The organism is Vibrio sp. MA40-2 (genome assembly GCF_047302445.1).
Lineage (GTDB): Bacteria > Pseudomonadota > Gammaproteobacteria > Enterobacterales > Vibrionaceae > Vibrio.
This window is the reverse complement of sequence record NZ_CP178628.1, coordinates 2,195,163-2,210,114: the sequence shown is the minus strand read 5'-3', so window position 1 is coordinate 2,210,114 and position 14,952 is coordinate 2,195,163. Positions and strand designations below refer to the sequence as shown.

12 protein-coding genes are annotated in these 14,952 nt (G+C 40.8%); 2 read left to right on the top strand and 10 right to left on the bottom strand.

Annotation, left to right across the window (positions count from 1 at the left end):
* Positions 1–102: 102 nt before the first annotated feature.
* The 10 genes from ACLKML_RS17705 to ACLKML_RS17660 form a co-directional block, all read right to left on the bottom strand.
* Positions 103–2,355 carry a diguanylate cyclase gene (locus ACLKML_RS17705; protein WP_413284308.1) on the bottom strand — a complete coding sequence of 751 codons (2,253 nt, stop codon included), beginning with the start codon at positions 2,353–2,355 and terminating at the stop codon, positions 103–105.
* A gap of 742 nt (positions 2,356–3,097) precedes the next feature.
* Positions 3,098–4,108, bottom strand: coding sequence for a TIGR03842 family LLM class F420-dependent oxidoreductase (locus ACLKML_RS17700; RefSeq protein ID WP_413284307.1), 1,011 nt, complete (start codon positions 4,106–4,108; stop codon positions 3,098–3,100).
* Positions 4,109–4,145: 37 nt separating this feature from the next.
* Complete coding sequence (gene npdG / locus ACLKML_RS17695) at positions 4,146–4,826, bottom strand: NADPH-dependent F420 reductase (protein WP_413284306.1); 681 nt, start codon at positions 4,824–4,826, stop codon at positions 4,146–4,148.
* The gene (cofE, locus tag ACLKML_RS17690; protein ID WP_413284305.1) at positions 4,823–5,680 is read right to left on the bottom strand and encodes a coenzyme F420-0:L-glutamate ligase; all 858 of its coding nucleotides are present in this window, start codon (positions 5,678–5,680) and stop codon (positions 4,823–4,825) included. Before cofE ends, npdG begins: the two co-directional genes overlap by 4 nt.
* On the bottom strand, positions 5,677–6,306 hold the full coding sequence (cofC, locus tag ACLKML_RS17685) for a 2-phospho-L-lactate guanylyltransferase (protein WP_413284304.1): 630 nt from the start codon (positions 6,304–6,306) through the stop codon (positions 5,677–5,679). Before cofC ends, cofE begins: the two co-directional genes overlap by 4 nt.
* Complete coding sequence (locus tag ACLKML_RS17680) at positions 6,306–7,280, bottom strand: 2-phospho-L-lactate transferase CofD family protein (RefSeq protein ID WP_413284303.1); 975 nt, start codon at positions 7,278–7,280, stop codon at positions 6,306–6,308. The genes cofC and ACLKML_RS17680 overlap by 1 nt, the downstream gene beginning before the upstream one ends.
* On the bottom strand, positions 7,277–8,506 hold the full coding sequence (gene cofH, locus ACLKML_RS17675) for a 5-amino-6-(D-ribitylamino)uracil--L-tyrosine 4-hydroxyphenyl transferase CofH (RefSeq protein WP_413284302.1): 1,230 nt from the start codon (positions 8,504–8,506) through the stop codon (positions 7,277–7,279). The genes ACLKML_RS17680 and cofH overlap by 4 nt, the downstream gene beginning before the upstream one ends.
* A gap of 22 nt (positions 8,507–8,528) precedes the next feature.
* Positions 8,529–9,674, bottom strand: coding sequence for a 7,8-didemethyl-8-hydroxy-5-deazariboflavin synthase CofG (cofG, locus tag ACLKML_RS17670; RefSeq protein ID WP_413284301.1), 1,146 nt, complete (start codon positions 9,672–9,674; stop codon positions 8,529–8,531).
* A 378-nt stretch (positions 9,675–10,052) separates the two neighbouring features.
* Positions 10,053–10,760 carry a TetR family transcriptional regulator C-terminal domain-containing protein gene (locus ACLKML_RS17665; protein WP_413284300.1) on the bottom strand — a complete coding sequence of 236 codons (708 nt, stop codon included), beginning with the start codon at positions 10,758–10,760 and terminating at the stop codon, positions 10,053–10,055.
* Positions 10,761–10,783: 23 nt separating this feature from the next.
* Positions 10,784–11,710: a LysR family transcriptional regulator gene (locus ACLKML_RS17660; RefSeq protein ID WP_413284299.1), complete on the bottom strand. Its 927-nt coding sequence runs from the start codon at positions 11,708–11,710 to the stop codon at positions 10,784–10,786.
* Between the two features lie 125 nt (positions 11,711–11,835).
* Between ACLKML_RS17660 and ACLKML_RS17655 the strand changes: the two genes are divergently transcribed.
* Both ACLKML_RS17655 and ACLKML_RS17650 read left to right on the top strand, forming a co-directional pair.
* Entirely contained in the window at positions 11,836–13,158 is a 1,323-nt protein-coding gene (locus ACLKML_RS17655) for an aspartate aminotransferase family protein (protein WP_413284298.1), read from the top strand.
* A 19-nt stretch (positions 13,159–13,177) separates the two neighbouring features.
* On the top strand, positions 13,178–14,674 hold the full coding sequence (locus ACLKML_RS17650) for a CoA-acylating methylmalonate-semialdehyde dehydrogenase (RefSeq protein WP_413284297.1): 1,497 nt from the start codon (positions 13,178–13,180) through the stop codon (positions 14,672–14,674).
* Positions 14,675–14,952: the final 278 nt, after the last annotated feature.

The window sequence follows — 14,952 nt, the reverse complement described above, 5'->3', positions numbered from 1 at the left end:
ACAAAATGAATATTGATACATAAACTACTCTAGTGTTAGGTTGGTGGTCGCAACTAAATTGATTGCTATATTTTGTGGCTATAATTAAATCTAATCGACCACCTATTCACTCCACAGTGCCACACTATTTCGGCCTAAAGACTTAGCTTTATACAAAGCAGAATCGGCTTGTGCAATAAGCTCATTCGGATCATTGGCGTTAAACCGGACCGAAGTCACTCCAAAGCTACAAGTAACGGATATACCTTCATAGCTGGTATGCTCAATATTGTTACGCATTTGTTCGGCAATCTGTACGGCTTTCGTCTCATCGAGTCCTTGTAAAACAATACAGAACTCTTCTCCACCAAAGCGAGCAACAATATCTTCTGCACGCACACAATTTTGTAAGGTTTCAACTACTCTGCAAAGCACTTTATCGCCAGCAATGTGCCCATAAGTATCATTGACCTTTTTAAAGTGGTCGATATCTGCCATAAGAATACTATACTCTCCTATTTCTTCTAATCTTGCGAAATCCATTTCCATATGGCTGAGTAAAGTACGTCGGTTATAACAGTTGGTTAAAGGGTCTCTGGCGGCTAAGTAACCTAATTCTAAGTTACGTTTTTTAGAAGCAATAAACTTAAAACAAACCATAACGATCAGCATTAATGAAGCGACCAATAGTAAACTCAACGCCATGCTAGAATATTTGTTGTTCTCCAATTCTAGCTCCGCTATTGTCTTAGCTTGTTTTACTAATTCCATTTCGCTATTTTGCTTTGCAAGTTCAAGGCTATCACGCTCAGTTTTCTCTTTTAATGATTCCAACTCCATTTCAATTTTCTGTGAATAAAGCGTTGCCTTCAATTTATCAAGTTGTTTATTTTCTCTCTCTTTTTGTAGAATTCCAGTGTAAATAATTTCTAGTTCAGCATAACGTAAAGATTCGGCATAATTTCCGCGTAACTTTTCAGCTTTCCTCAATTCGCGATAGGCGTATAACTTCTGGGCATTATCGTTAATTTCGGTTGCTAACATAACGGCTTTTTGTAACAACCGCATAGATTCATCTATATCAGTGCTAAATAGCATTGCCGCCAAAGGAGTTTGCGCTTTCGCTTGGTATAATTTATTGCCGATTTCCGTTGCTATAGATAAAGATTCACGATAATGCTCAATTGCTTGAGGATACATAACTTTATCACGGTAAATATTGCCAATTATGCGTGCAATAAGGGCTTGATTCTTTCTGTCATCCGTATCTTGATAAATCTTAGAGGCTTTAAGCGCCAATTCATTCGCTACTTGAAAGTTGCGCGCTTTAGTTTCTATAACAGCCATTTCTCTTAATGCAGACGCAAGTGTTGAAGGATCAACCTTTTCTTCTGGTAAATCAATAGTTAACTGATAAAACGAACGAGCTTGTTCAAATTCTTTCAGGCGGGTATATATCAGCCCCATTTGGTTAGATGTTTTACCAACATCACTAAGCATATTGGCTTTTTTATAAAACTGATGCGCTTCGTACATATAATGTAGCGATTTTTCATAACGCTCAATGTACCGGTAAATAATACCCGCGCCAGTTAACGCCTTCGCATGCCCAACAGGATCATTTATTTGTTTGTGTAACTCCATTGATTCAACAGAATGGTCAAGCGAAGATAAATAATCTTCTAACTTACGCTCAGCTTCTGCAAGCGTATTCAGTGTACGAGCAATGTATTTTTTATTTTGTAATTGCTTAAAAACAGCCAGTGCTTTCTGATAATACCAAACGGTCTTTTCTTTATCATTTAAACGTTTATACGATTGAGCAAGGCCAGTATAAGTTCTACCCAGCTTTTTTTGCGCGCTTTCATCAGCGTTGATCAGGTAATTAACGGAATGAAGATAAAAAACAATCGCAACATCGTAACGTTTTTGTTGGTATTTATGTTCTGATACGGCCAGTAGTACAGAGGCAACCTCGGAGGTTTTATTAAGTTGTATCGCTAGAGGAAGTAATTCATCTATTGTTTTGTCTATCTCGACAGAACGATCGTCGTTCAATTGATGGTAGATAATAGAAGCACTAGAATAATATTCCATTGATTGGACAATATCATTTGATTTTAGCGCCAAATCGCCAAGCAAAACATTCGCTTCAGCCATGTCACTATACTGGTTATTTTTTACCGATAACGCCAACGCTTGTTCAGCTAACTTGAGACTGGTTATTCTATCTAAATCGCTTAAGTTTTTACTTTTATTTAAAAGCTCTACATAGGAGAGCTCCTCACCGATATCCACTGAAGTAGGCAAGTTATTTGTTTTTGCGTTAACCGTTGAAAAATAACATATAAAAATTAATGTTAATAAAAATCTCATTACTCACCAACTAATAAAGTAGTCGTTTTTAGAGGTTGTTCTATAACTTTTCCACTTGAAGATACAGTGTTAGTGCTATTTCAAACCTCATTACAAGTACATCTATATCCAGAGTTTTTTACGCTTGCCGCCTACCTGCATCTCGAAATGATTTAGATATAACTGCGTAATTTTCAGCAAATTTTTATTTTTATAAATTCAAGCTGATTATAATTTTTCTTTTTAAGTGCGGTCCAGAATACTATAGCAAGCAAATGTTCATTTATTAACTGTTTATTACTAAAAAGTAGAAATTGACTCGGTATTAATCCTTATATGCTGGTAATTTTAATAAAACCCTGAACTTAATAAGCTCTCTTGTATATTAGCAGTATCACAAAATTAACAAAAAAATCGCAAATGAATAATAGCTGTTATCCCAAGCTAATTGCGCCATTGTCCTAAGGGGAGAATACGTTGAACGACAATACACCATTCCAAAACCAGTATAACGATAGAAGTGATATAGCAATAAAACTGTTAGAGTTAAAGAGATGTTAGAGCGAATAAAATGCCATAGCGTAACAAATGCTATAGCTACAAGAATAAAATAGTTATCGTAGAAAAAGTAAAAACAACTGATATCAATTTAATAATAACCCTACTAATCATACCTTTAAATTCACATATAATTAGCAAGGTTAAATAATTTGTTAGCTTGAATATTTAATAAACGGTTAAAAAATGAAAACTTACAACTCGTTTATTCATCCTCTTTAAAAGTAGGGATAATAAACTCGCCATATTTAGCGATGATATTTTCTTCGTCGCCATTATCTAAATAGATATTGAATTGAGTAACTCCAGCTTCTTCTAATTGCTTAATCTTGGCAATATGTTCATCTGGTGTACCTAATACAGAAAAGCTTTCAATAATATCATCAGAAATGAAATCTAAATATGGGTTATCACTTTGACCATGTTTTGAATAATCATAACCTTTTCTTTGTTCAATATAATCAGTTAAACTTTTTGGAACAAGGCCAGAATCAGTACCATATTTTTCAACAATATCAGCCACATGATTACCCACCATAGCTGGGAACCAACGCGTTTTTTCTAAACACTCTTCTTTAGAACCGAAATAGGCTGGAGCAGCGGCTTGAATCTTAAAGTTGCTCATATCTTTGCCGGCTTTCTCACCAGCTATTAATGCTTGGTCAGCAAACCATTTTACTAATTGAGGCTCAGCGATTTGTAATATTAGCCCATCACCGTGCTCGCCTGCTGTCGCCAATGCTTTGGGCCCATATGCTGCAATCCATACTGGTAAATCATAGCCATCAGCCCAAGGGAATTTAACCGGATTTTCACATTCTCCATATATCACTTCTTCCCCTTTAACCATCGCTTTAACTTTTTGGGTAAACTCAGCAACTCTCGCTAAAGGTGCGGGTTTTTTACCCATAACACGCATAGACGAATCACCACGCCCTAAACCAATATCAATACGACCTTCACTCTGCGCGGCAAGGCTACCGTACAAACTCGCCGCTAGAGACCAATCACGAATATTAGGGTTGGTTACACAAGGGCCAAAACGCATGTTAGTGGTATGTTCCATACACATTGCCATCGCGACAAATGATTCACGCCATAAGATATGAGAATCGTAGAACCAACAATAAGAGAATCCCGCTTCTTCTGCTTGGCGAACTAAATTTCTTGCTCGATTAGGGCTAACAAACCCTTTAAACGTAATACCAAATTCCATTTCTATTTTCCTTTTATATTCAACTTTTCTGTTTAAACTAGTGAGCAGGAGGTGCGATAACCACCCCTGCATGACTAAATGGGACGTCTTTAGAAATATTTAATCTAATTAAAATTGGCGTAAGAGCTTCAATACAACGAGCACTTTCTGCCAGGCCGGCGTTATATGCTTTCACGCCCATTTTTTCGATCAAAGACATAACTTTCTTTTTTGCCGCCAATTGATTGCCGCAAACTAATACATCACAGTTAATCGCTTGCTCGAGGTTATTCAAAGTAATGGCAGAAACGTTATGTAACGCCCCCACTACTGCAATATCTTCGCCCAGCAGCGCTTGAGCTTCTTCTGTAGCGGAGCCTTCTTCCGGCATAACCACCGCTTTCGGGTTTTTAGGCGCAAGTGGAACCACAATATCGATTAGTATTTTGTCGGCTAATATCGGCTTCAACTCAGTTAAGGTCGCATTATGAGCAGAATAAGGTACCGAAAGAATGACCATTTCAGCCGCAGATTCGCTAGCACTGACGTTATCCATACCTTCAATAACTGCGCTTCCTGCCGGTAATAACGCACTCATTTCTTTGGCACTTTGTGCTGCTCTTTCGCCATCGCGTGACCCGATCACTACAGGGACACCCGCCATAGCAAGCCTCAGTGCTACGCCACGGCCTTGAGGGCCTGTACCGCCTAAAATAGCCACTTTGTTTACGTTACTCATCGGAATAGATCCTCTCTAATTGGTCTTAAAATATCGCTTGCTTTACTAGAGCTGGCTGTCCACGCCAGCCCTCTAAAAATAATCACTGGGAATTTTCCACTCTTGCTCATCAATAGCCCCGATGCTGCCGCGAGTTCATCAGCAAAAGCAGGAGCCGTCACTTTGAGCTCTCGCCCCCAAGCATCGTCTTCACCTAACATCTGTTGAATTGCAGGAACTCGAGCTAAACCTATCGCTACGTTAGTCTGCCCAAGACGCCACGGTCTACCGAACGTGTCACTGATCACGACACCTAATTGGCAAGAAAAATGCTCTTCTAATTCAGTACACAATTGATTCGCACTTTTATCTGGGTCATCTGGTAAGGTAATTAACTGTCCAGGTTGATCGGCATTCGATTCATCTACCGCGGCATTGGCACAGATAAAGCCTAATTTATGCTGGGCAATCAGCACGCCCTCTTCTTGTTCTGGCCGTTTTACGCTACGAACAATTTTTTCCGACTGATCTAATACAACTTGTACTTTTCTCGGATCTTTATTGACAGTTTTTGCTAGTGTAATCGCCTCTTCGCTTGCGGTAACCTCTTCAATATTGACAACTGCACCTTCACATTTAGAGACCACTTTATGAGCAACCACTAAAATATCACCTTGCTGTAGCGTTTCACCTTGCAGTTTTAACGCATCAATTAAGCAATTCGCTAAATTCATTCCTGGTTTAAAATCTGGTAACCCGCCCACCGTCAACATCTGCATAGAATCAAAATTAACCGCTTGGCTTTCGCTGTCCGTCAAAGTGACTTCGTCTACTTTTGATTCTGCCGTCGTGGCTATTTTTGTCATATGATTCATAACAACACTCCTTTCGCAGAAAGCTCCGCTTGATAACTCGGCGAAACGAGAAAAAGATCATCGGGCACATCAATATCTTGGCTTAAATTAGCTAGGTTCAAAATTTCTACCGTCAGCTTTTTTTTATGCGCTTCTTGCACATGCGCTAAAGAAGATTGGTTTCCATAACAAAATTCAATCGCATTAGGCGGTGTAGTCAACAACGCATTGGTGCCGTTGTCTTTCGCTCGGGCAATCACAACCGCATTGTTTTTAGCTGCTTCCAATATCGGCTCTATTTCTTCAATCTCTAAATGAGCAATATCAGCCGGAATGACCATTTGTTGGTCAAATCCGTTAGCTACACTCCAATTGGTTGCCGACTCAAGCGCACTGTTTAACCCTTTGCTTTGTTGTTCTATTAATACTTGTGCACCATATATTTTGGCGATTCTTGCTATCTGATCGGAATCGGTAACCACCAAGCGGTTAACCTGAGAGTAATGTTCGGCAAAAAAAGCTAACGTCTTTCGAAACAAAGTGGTTGCCAATGTTTCTCGTTGCGCCAAAGTTAATACACTCATCAGCCTTTGTTTAGATCGCACCGGTGATTTCATAGGTATAACGATATTAAGGTTGTTGCTCATTAGCTTGCCTCCCTCAAAGTTTTGTCCTGTAATGGCAAGTTGGCGCAGGATTTTACTACCGAACTCATTACCGCTTGCTTCTCTTCATCGTCACGCATCCAAATATTCTGGATTAGTACCTGAATACCCAATGCTTCAATTTGCGCAGTAAATTCGGCATCAACCGGATCAATCACTAAGACATCAATTAACCCTTGATAGTATTGAGCAATCCCGAACACATTGGCAGAGTGCCCTAAGCTTTGCATTAATTGCACCGCAGGCCCTTTAATTGCCTCGCCACCAATAAGCGGTGAAATGGCCACCACAGGTGCGGTCACTTTAGTTAACTTAGCTCGAATTTGCTCAACAGACAGGATTGCGCCAATACTAAGTAACGGGTTACTCGGAGCAATCACAACCATATCAGCTTCTCGAAGGGCATTAATCGCCTCTGGAGTGGCGGTTGCTTTGTTACTATCGATGTATTCAATTTCGTCAATTACAGGTTGGCACTTCAAACGAACAAAATAATCTTGAAAATTTAACCACCTTTTACCTGATTTTAATTTGGTTTGAATAACATCATTCGTTGGTAGCAAAATGGGCACTTCTACCCCATTCGCCTTGGCTATATCTTGGGCGATAACTTGTGCTCTGTGGCCTAATCGTCGGCGTTCCGTTCTATAAATATGGGTGGCAAAATCCATGTCGCCAAGCTGCATCCATGTATCAACTCCAAGATCAGACAAACCTTTCAACACCTTTTGATCGTCACCTTGTAAGCCCCACCCTTGTTGACGATTAATGCGCCCAGAAAGGGTATAAACTAACGTGTCTATATCGGGTGAAATCCATAAGCCATGAAACGCTTGATCGTCGCCAATATTACCAATAATCTTTAACCCTTCAGCATACTCACTCAGCGAAAGCCCTAATGCAGCCTTTGCTCCACCCACTCCACCTGCCAATAAAATTATATTGATTTTGCTCATGCTGTCGCTCCGAAACGGGCGATTTCTTGAGATGGAAGTACCAAATGTTTTGCGTCTTCATTTTGGAGCGGATAGGCTTTTAATTCAGAATAAAGTGTAGAACGTTGAACCGCATTTAATCCTGCATCATGAATAAAATTAACCATATCTTGAGGCTCAATCTCTTGGCCATGTTCACCACCAGCGGCTCTAGAAATACTTTCATTCATTAGCGTGCCGCCTAAATCATTGGCACCCGACCTTAACATTTGCGACGCAACATCCGAGCCCATTTTCACCCATGAAGCTTGAATATTATTGATCTGTCCTTGCAGCATTAATCGGGCAACAGCATGCATTTTGAAATGCTCTCCTCGAGTTGGTCCAGGACGAACAAACGTAGGATTATCGTTATATAGTTTGGTTTTGTAATGTACGAAACCTAATGGCACAAATTCAGTAAAACCACCGGTTTCTTTTTGAATGTTTCTTAAGGTTTCTAGATGATTTGCCCAATGGTATGGTTGATCAATATGACCATACATAATAGTCGAAGTTGTCCTAATACCCACTTCATGCGCGGCTTTGATTATCGTGACCCAATCTTCAGTACTAAGTTTATTTTTAGTTAATTGTTCACGGATCTCTACATCCAAAATTTCGGCTGCAGTCCCCGGCATAGAATCAAGTCCACACAGTTTCAAATCGCGTAGAAACTCTTTTGGTTCCATTTTCGCTTTACGAGATCCATACCATATTTCGAACGGTGAAAAGGCATGAATGTGCATTTTAGGTAAGCGCGATTTAATAGTAAGTAAAATATTTCGGTAGAAATCGGCGCTCATCTGCGGATGTAATCCACCTTGAATACAGACTTCAGTTGCGCCTCTATCCCATGCTTGTTGTGCTCGATTGGCGATTTCATCAAGGGAAAGGAACTCCGCTTCTTCATGTTTTACCGGTTTAGCAAAATTACAGAACTTACAACCCATATAACAAACATTGGTAAAATTAATATTACGAGTAATAACAAAGCTACCGGTATCGCCACACAGGTTTTGCCTTACTTTGTCGGCTACATTTAATAGCGCTTGGTATTCATTACCTTCTGCAGCGAATAAAGATATCGCTTGTTTAGTTGATATTTCTTTGCCGTCTAGAGCTTGTTTCAATGCCTGTTTCACTTCTGGGTTGAGGCGATTCAATGAAATTGGTCTATTTTGATTGGTGTCTGTCCTTGACAACATAATGCTTCTCCTTAAATTCGCCTTAAAGGCACTGCTCTAACGCCAGTCCATCGGTAGACGCTAGCGAGTGTATGCGGCTAACAGCTAATGCAACGGGTGGTTGATCTGGCTGCTGAATTGTTTTTGATTGTTCTAAAAAAGTAGGATAAACCGTTAATCGTTCTCTTAATCGATAACCCATTTCACGGCATCGGTCTGATAAGGTTTCAATTTGTGGCCATGCTCTTTCTGGGTTAATAAAGTCTTTTGTTACTGGTGATATTCCACCCCAATCATTAATTCCGGCGCTTAAGTAATCTTTGTAATCTTGTTCGAGATTGGGTGGAGCTTGAATGCTAATACTTGGATCGAGTATCAAACGAGAGATAGCTAAGGTACGCAACATGTCATCTTTACTTGGCTCGGTGAACCCAGCCATGTTGGTGCCTTGTTTAGCACGAAAGTTCTGAATAATAACTTCTTGAATATGCCCATAGCGCTGATGAATTTCGTTAATCGCAACCAAACTATCAATACGATCTTGCCATGATTCACCAATCCCAATCAGTAAACCAGTGGTAAAAGGAATACCTAATTCACCCGCGCAAACCAGTGTATCTAAACGACGTTCTGGAATTTTATCAGGGCAAGCATAATGTGCCTGTCCCTTTTTGGTTAAGATTGGGCTGGTGCTTTCGAGCATCATTCCCATTGAACCGGCGACTGGCTTGAGAAGTTCTAACTCTTCTCGTGATAAAGCCCCGGCGTTAATATGTGGAACAAGCATGGTTTTCTGTAAAACTAGTTCTGCCATATCGCGTAGATAACCTACCGTCGTCGTATGACCTTGTCTGGCTAACTTCTCTCTAGCAAACTTGTAGCGCTTTTCTGGGCGTTCACCCAAGCTAAATAAGGCTTCTTTACAGCCCATATTCTGCCCTTTTAATGCAACGGTCAGAACTTGGTTGGGTGTCATCAGTTGTGCTTCACCAGATTCTGGTGTTTTAACAAACGTACAATAACTGCAACTATCTCGACACATATTGGTTAAAGGAATAAACACTTTACGCGAATAGGTTACTTCACTACCCCAATACCGATCTCGTGTATTACTTGCTTGTTGGCATAATGATTGAAGCAAAGTTCCTGAAGCATTTCCCATTTGTCTTGCAGCATCTTGACTAAGCATATCAACTCCCTGATTTATCGTTTTATCGCCTAATCCGTGGCAATAATTAATAGTTTTACCATTTGGTATAATCTAGAATTAACACAGTTTTTACCAAATGGTAAAGTAATTATGTGCATGTTTTTTTTGGTGCAAATAGGGCCTAAATTGGTGAATTTATCAGTGAGTTACCAACTTATCTCCGACAATAAAATCCGATAAGACGATAAGTAACTAATCAATAAAAAATGAGTTTTTATAAGGACTTGTTGAAAAAATACACGGGTGAATTAACCAACAAAATTGATTAAAGCTAGCAGGAAATAACACAGAAACTTGAAGGGTCAAGGGGGAGAAATCCCCCGATAAATTATTTAAATTGCCCTGTTGTGGCGCAACTTATTTTACAGTTACTCGATGTTCTTCACCTAATTTGGCGGTAGCAGGCTTTGGTTTAACAATACCGTGAATAACCATTTGAGTGAGAAATTGAGTGGCACGTTCAAAATCGGCTTGTTGTAGTTTTTTCTGATCTAACACCACTTCTATTTGTGCAGCAAAATCTGCGTAAGTTTGCGTCATCGCCCAAATGGAGAAGAATAGATGTTCTGGTTCAATATCGCGCAATCGTCCTTGATCAACCCAACTTCTTACCAATGCAACATCTCTATCAAACAATGGTTTTAAGTGGTTTTTAAGGTATTCACCAATAATCGGAGCGCCTGAAATCACTTCTTGGGCAAACACTTTCGAAGCTTCTGGAAAATCATGTGAAAGCTGAAGCTTGCCACGAATATAGGTTTCGATAACATCTTCTGGGGAGGCATTACGATCTTCTGCAAACACCATTTTTTCTAGCCAAATATCAACAATGTCTTGCAATGCAGTTCGGTAAAGCAATTCTTTTGAAGGGAAATAATACAGCAAGTTTTGTTTTGACAGACCACATTGCTTAGCAATACGATCCATGGTTGAGCCTTTATAACCAAATTCAGCGAAAACAATTTCTGCTCCTCGCAAAATTTTTGATTCCATTGCTAAGCGAGCAGAGGAAGGGATGGCATTTTTTTTCGCTCGTAGAACAATATCCGACGATACACTACTCATGGTATTTAACCTTGTTATTTTGTTTATATTACTTTTGTTCGCTCTAATGCGTCTAAAAACTCGGTGACTAATCGTGTCGGCTTAGGTGATTTTCGGTGAATTGCGGCAAATTCGCAATGATAAGAGTACTTATCGTTGTCAATTTGCTTCATAGAACCGCCTGCCAACATGATTTTGGCAAAATGTTCAGGCAAAAATCCAATATACTGACCGGATTGTATCAAGGTAGAAATGCCTTCCTGGTTGGTTGCCGCGGCACTTCTATGCAAATTAAGTTCTCGTCCCGTTTCCATATTGGGGCTACTAAAACTTAATCCTGCATACTTCTGAGCCATAATATCTTCATCGGTCACAACGACGGAGTAACCTGTCGTGCGCCGGTTAAAAAACGCATGCCCTTTTCCGCAATACATGTACATTTGCTCACCGAAAAGTGGTCGGTATTCTAAACTGGCAGAACGCCGATGTGGAGGGATCACGCCCACATGATATTGACCCTCTAATACACCTTTTTCAATATCGTTCACCGGCACGACATGAATATCCAGTGCAACATCCGGAGCCTTAGCAATAAAATCGGCAATCGCTTGATGAACTCGACACTCAGGATTAGTCACAGTGGTATCGAACATCGCAACGACTAAATGGCCTTTTAAACTATGATGTAGATCGTTCACTTCATGACGAAAATCTTCTAAAGATAATATTAAACGCTGCGCCGACTCATAAATATGTTCGCCTTCGCTGGTTAAAGAGAACCCTGCTCGACCTCGATGACACAATACCAAACCCAATCTTATTTCTAGATCTTTCAAGTGTCGGCTAATGGTTGAACGACCAATATTCAACTCCATTTCAGCAGCGCTTAACCCGCCACTTTCTACTACCGCCATAAATACACGCAGTAAGCGTATATCTAAATCGGACAGTTGTCCTAATAATGCTTTCATTGTTTCATAAACCTGAACCTTTAGTTCGATAACTTGTAATTTATCAAACTAACTTTGCTCTTTAAAGTAAAAATACACTTGGCATCCCAAACCGTATGGGAGCCGCTTAGCAGGAGACAACAGCAATGGGAATGCAATCGAACAAAGAATCCATGGATGCTTATTGGATGCCTTACACATCAAATCGTAAATTTAAAGCCGATCCGAGAATGGTAGCTGGAGCGGAAGGTGCTTACTACATTGATGATAAAGGACGAAAGATATTCGATGGATTGTCAGGATTATGGACCTGTGGTGCAGGCCATAATCGACCAGAAATTGCTCAGGCGGTTGCAAAACAGTTAACCGAACTTGATTACGCGCCAGCGTTTCAATATGGCCACAGTAAAGCTTTTGAACTGGCAGAAAGAATTTCAGATCTTGCTCCAGACGATATTAATAAAGTCTTTTTCGTCAACTCAGGGTCTGAAGCCGCCGACACCGCAACTAAAATTGCGCGTGCATACTGGCGTCAAAAAGGACAGGCAACCAAAACTCGTATTATTGGCCGAGCAAAAGGCTATCACGGAGCCAGCTGGGGTGGCATTAGTTTTGGGGGTATTGGCGCAAACCGTAAATTATGGGGACAGGCAGTAGAAGCCGACCATTTATCTCATACGATGCAAGCAGGAAAAGAGTTCACCCGTGGCATGGCGCAAACAGGCGCAGAAATGGCCGACGAGCTGCTGGACAAAATCGCGCTCCATGACGCCTCTAATATTGCCGCAGTTATAGTTGAACCATTTTCTGGTTCGGCGGGGGTTATTGTGCCACCAGAAGGATATTTGCAACGACTTCGAGCGATCTGCGATCAACACGATATTTTATTAATATTTGATGAGGTTATTACTGGTTTCGGTCGTTGTGGCCAATATTTTGGCTCACAAGCATTTGGTGTCACTCCAGATTTACTTTGTGTCGCCAAACAGATCACTAATGGCGCAATCCCAATGGGAGCGGTATTAGGTAAAGGCTGGATTTACGATGCCTTTATGCAAGCAGGAGGTGCAGAACACAACATTGAACTTCCTCACGGTTATACCTATTCTGGTCATCCAGTATCTTGTGCAGCAGCACTAGCAACATTGGATTTACTGGAAAAAGACCAATTAATTCCTCGTGTGGCAGAAATGGCGCCAATGTTTGAAAAATCAATACATAGCTTAGCCGGATGTAAGCACGTCACCGACATCCGTAACTTTGGCTTTGCTGCCGGTTTAACAATAGAAGCAAGAGATGGCGATGCTGCTATCCGCCCTTATGAAATCGGTAAAACACTATGGGAAAAAGGCTTTTACGTGCGATATGGCGGCGACACTATTCAATTAGGTTTACCATTTATCACCGAAGAACACGAGATAGACCGACTAATTAACGCGATGGGCGAAGCCATCAACGCAACAGAATAAATTAATTAAGGAAACAACCATGTCACAACAAATCGGCCACCTGATCCACGGCGAAATTCATAACGACAGTAGCGAAACACAAGCGGTATTTAACCCCGCCACAGGCGGCCAATGTGGTGAGCTTGCCATGGCGTCTGCGGCCACCGTTGAACAAGCAATTGCATCAGCAAAAGAAGCGTATCCACAATGGCGCAACACCCCACCTGCTGCTAGAGCACAGGTTATGTTTAAGTTTAAACAGTTATTAGAAGACAATTCGGACACCATTTGTGAACTGATCACAAAAGAACACGGAAAAGTGCTTAGCGATGCAAAAGGCGAATTAGCACGAGGAATAGAAAATGTTGAGTTTGCTTGCGGCATACCGGAGCTTTTAAAAGGTGAACACAGCCGAAATGTTGGCCGAAATATTGATGCTTGGAGTGAATTTCAACCACTTGGTGTTGTTGCAGGTATCACCCCATTTAACTTCCCGGCCATGGTTCCGCTATGGATGTGGCCAAGTGCAGTAATGTGCGGAAATGCCTTTATCTTAAAACCGTCAGAACGCGATCCAAGTAGCGTTTTATACATGGCTCAACTGGCTCTTGAAGCAGGTTTACCACCGGGCATACTGAATGTGGTTAACGGTGGTGCTGACGTTGTAAATCAACTGATCGATTCGCCAGCAATTGAAGCGGTCAGCTTTGTTGGCTCGACACCTATTGCTGAAGCGATTTATCAACGTTCGGCTAATAATGGCAAACGCTGTCAAGCACTGGGTGGTGCTAAAAACCATGCGGTCATCATGCCAGATGCCGATTTAGAAAACGTCACTAATGCATTAATGGGCGCGGCATTTGGTTCATGTGGACAACGTTGTATGGCTATTTCGGTTGCGGTAACCGTTGGCGACACCATTGCCGATGCATTAGTGGAGAAGTTAGCTCCAAAAGTCAGCACGTTAAAAGTCGGTCCAGGTACAGACAATAGCAATGAAATGGGTCCACTTATTACTGCTGCGCAAAAAGATAAAGTCACCAATTTTGTTAGCGAAGCAGTCGAACAAGGTGCAGAGTTAGTTGTAGATGGACGCACCATCATGGTGCCCGATCATGAGTCAGGTTACTTTTTTGGTGGTACTTTATTCGATAAAGTCACACCAGAAATGACAATTTATCAACAAGAAGTATTCGGCCCAGTGCTAGTAGTAGTAAGAGTTAAAACCCTAGAAGAGGCGGTTGAGCTCATTAACGATCATGAATATGGGAACGGAACATGCATATTCACTAGAGATGGTGAAGCAAGTCGTTATTTTTCAGACAAGGTTATGGTTGGAATGGTCGGTGTGAATGTCCCTCTTCCTGTTCCAGTGTCTTACCACAGCTTCGGTGGATGGAAGCGTTCACTATTTGGTGATTTACATGCTTATGGCCCTGACTCTGTTCGTTTTTACACACGACGAAAAGCAATTACTCAGCGTTGGCCTTCAGGTGGAATAAAAGATGGGACCCTATTTTCATTCCCAACTTTATAACCAAATTTATAGTCAAGTTTACAAAAAATAAAATGAGCGACACCCGAGCTACAGTAGATTAAGTGGCAAGGAAACAATTAGCAGGCTGACTTAAAGCCCATTAAAACGGGTTACCAATTAAGCGCCTGCAAAATTTTAGTTATTGTTTTTACCATTTGGTAAATCGCACGGAAAGCGAAACGAGAATGTTATTTGATATTGAATGTGTTTGTTGTAACAAGCGAAACACATTTGAAATCATTAAATAGACAGACCAGAACAACTTAAAAGGATTTTGT

Excerpts from the sequence above, each read along its gene's own strand:
- ACLKML_RS17705 (WP_413284308.1), bottom strand. The coding sequence starts at position 2,355 with ATGAGATTTTTATTAACATTAATTTTTATATGTTATTTTTCAACGGTT.
- ACLKML_RS17700 (WP_413284307.1), bottom strand. The coding sequence starts at position 4,108 with ATGGAATTTGGTATTACGTTTAAAGGGTTTGTTAGCCCTAATCGAGCA.
- npdG (WP_413284306.1), bottom strand. The coding sequence starts at position 4,826 with ATGAGTAACGTAAACAAAGTGGCTATTTTAGGCGGTACAGGCCCTCAA.
- cofE (WP_413284305.1), bottom strand. The coding sequence starts at position 5,680 with ATGAATCATATGACAAAAATAGCCACGACGGCAGAATCAAAAGTAGAC.
- cofC (WP_413284304.1), bottom strand. The coding sequence starts at position 6,306 with ATGAGCAACAACCTTAATATCGTTATACCTATGAAATCACCGGTGCGA.
- ACLKML_RS17680 (WP_413284303.1), bottom strand. The coding sequence starts at position 7,280 with ATGAGCAAAATCAATATAATTTTATTGGCAGGTGGAGTGGGTGGAGCA.
- cofH (WP_413284302.1), bottom strand. The coding sequence starts at position 8,506 with ATGTTGTCAAGGACAGACACCAATCAAAATAGACCAATTTCATTGAAT.
- cofG (WP_413284301.1), bottom strand. The coding sequence starts at position 9,674 with ATGCTTAGTCAAGATGCTGCAAGACAAATGGGAAATGCTTCAGGAACT.
- ACLKML_RS17665 (WP_413284300.1), bottom strand. The coding sequence starts at position 10,760 with ATGAGTAGTGTATCGTCGGATATTGTTCTACGAGCGAAAAAAAATGCC.
- ACLKML_RS17660 (WP_413284299.1), bottom strand. The coding sequence starts at position 11,710 with ATGAAAGCATTATTAGGACAACTGTCCGATTTAGATATACGCTTACTG.
- ACLKML_RS17655 (WP_413284298.1), top strand. The coding sequence starts at position 11,836 with ATGGGAATGCAATCGAACAAAGAATCCATGGATGCTTATTGGATGCCT.
- ACLKML_RS17650 (WP_413284297.1), top strand. The coding sequence starts at position 13,178 with ATGTCACAACAAATCGGCCACCTGATCCACGGCGAAATTCATAACGAC.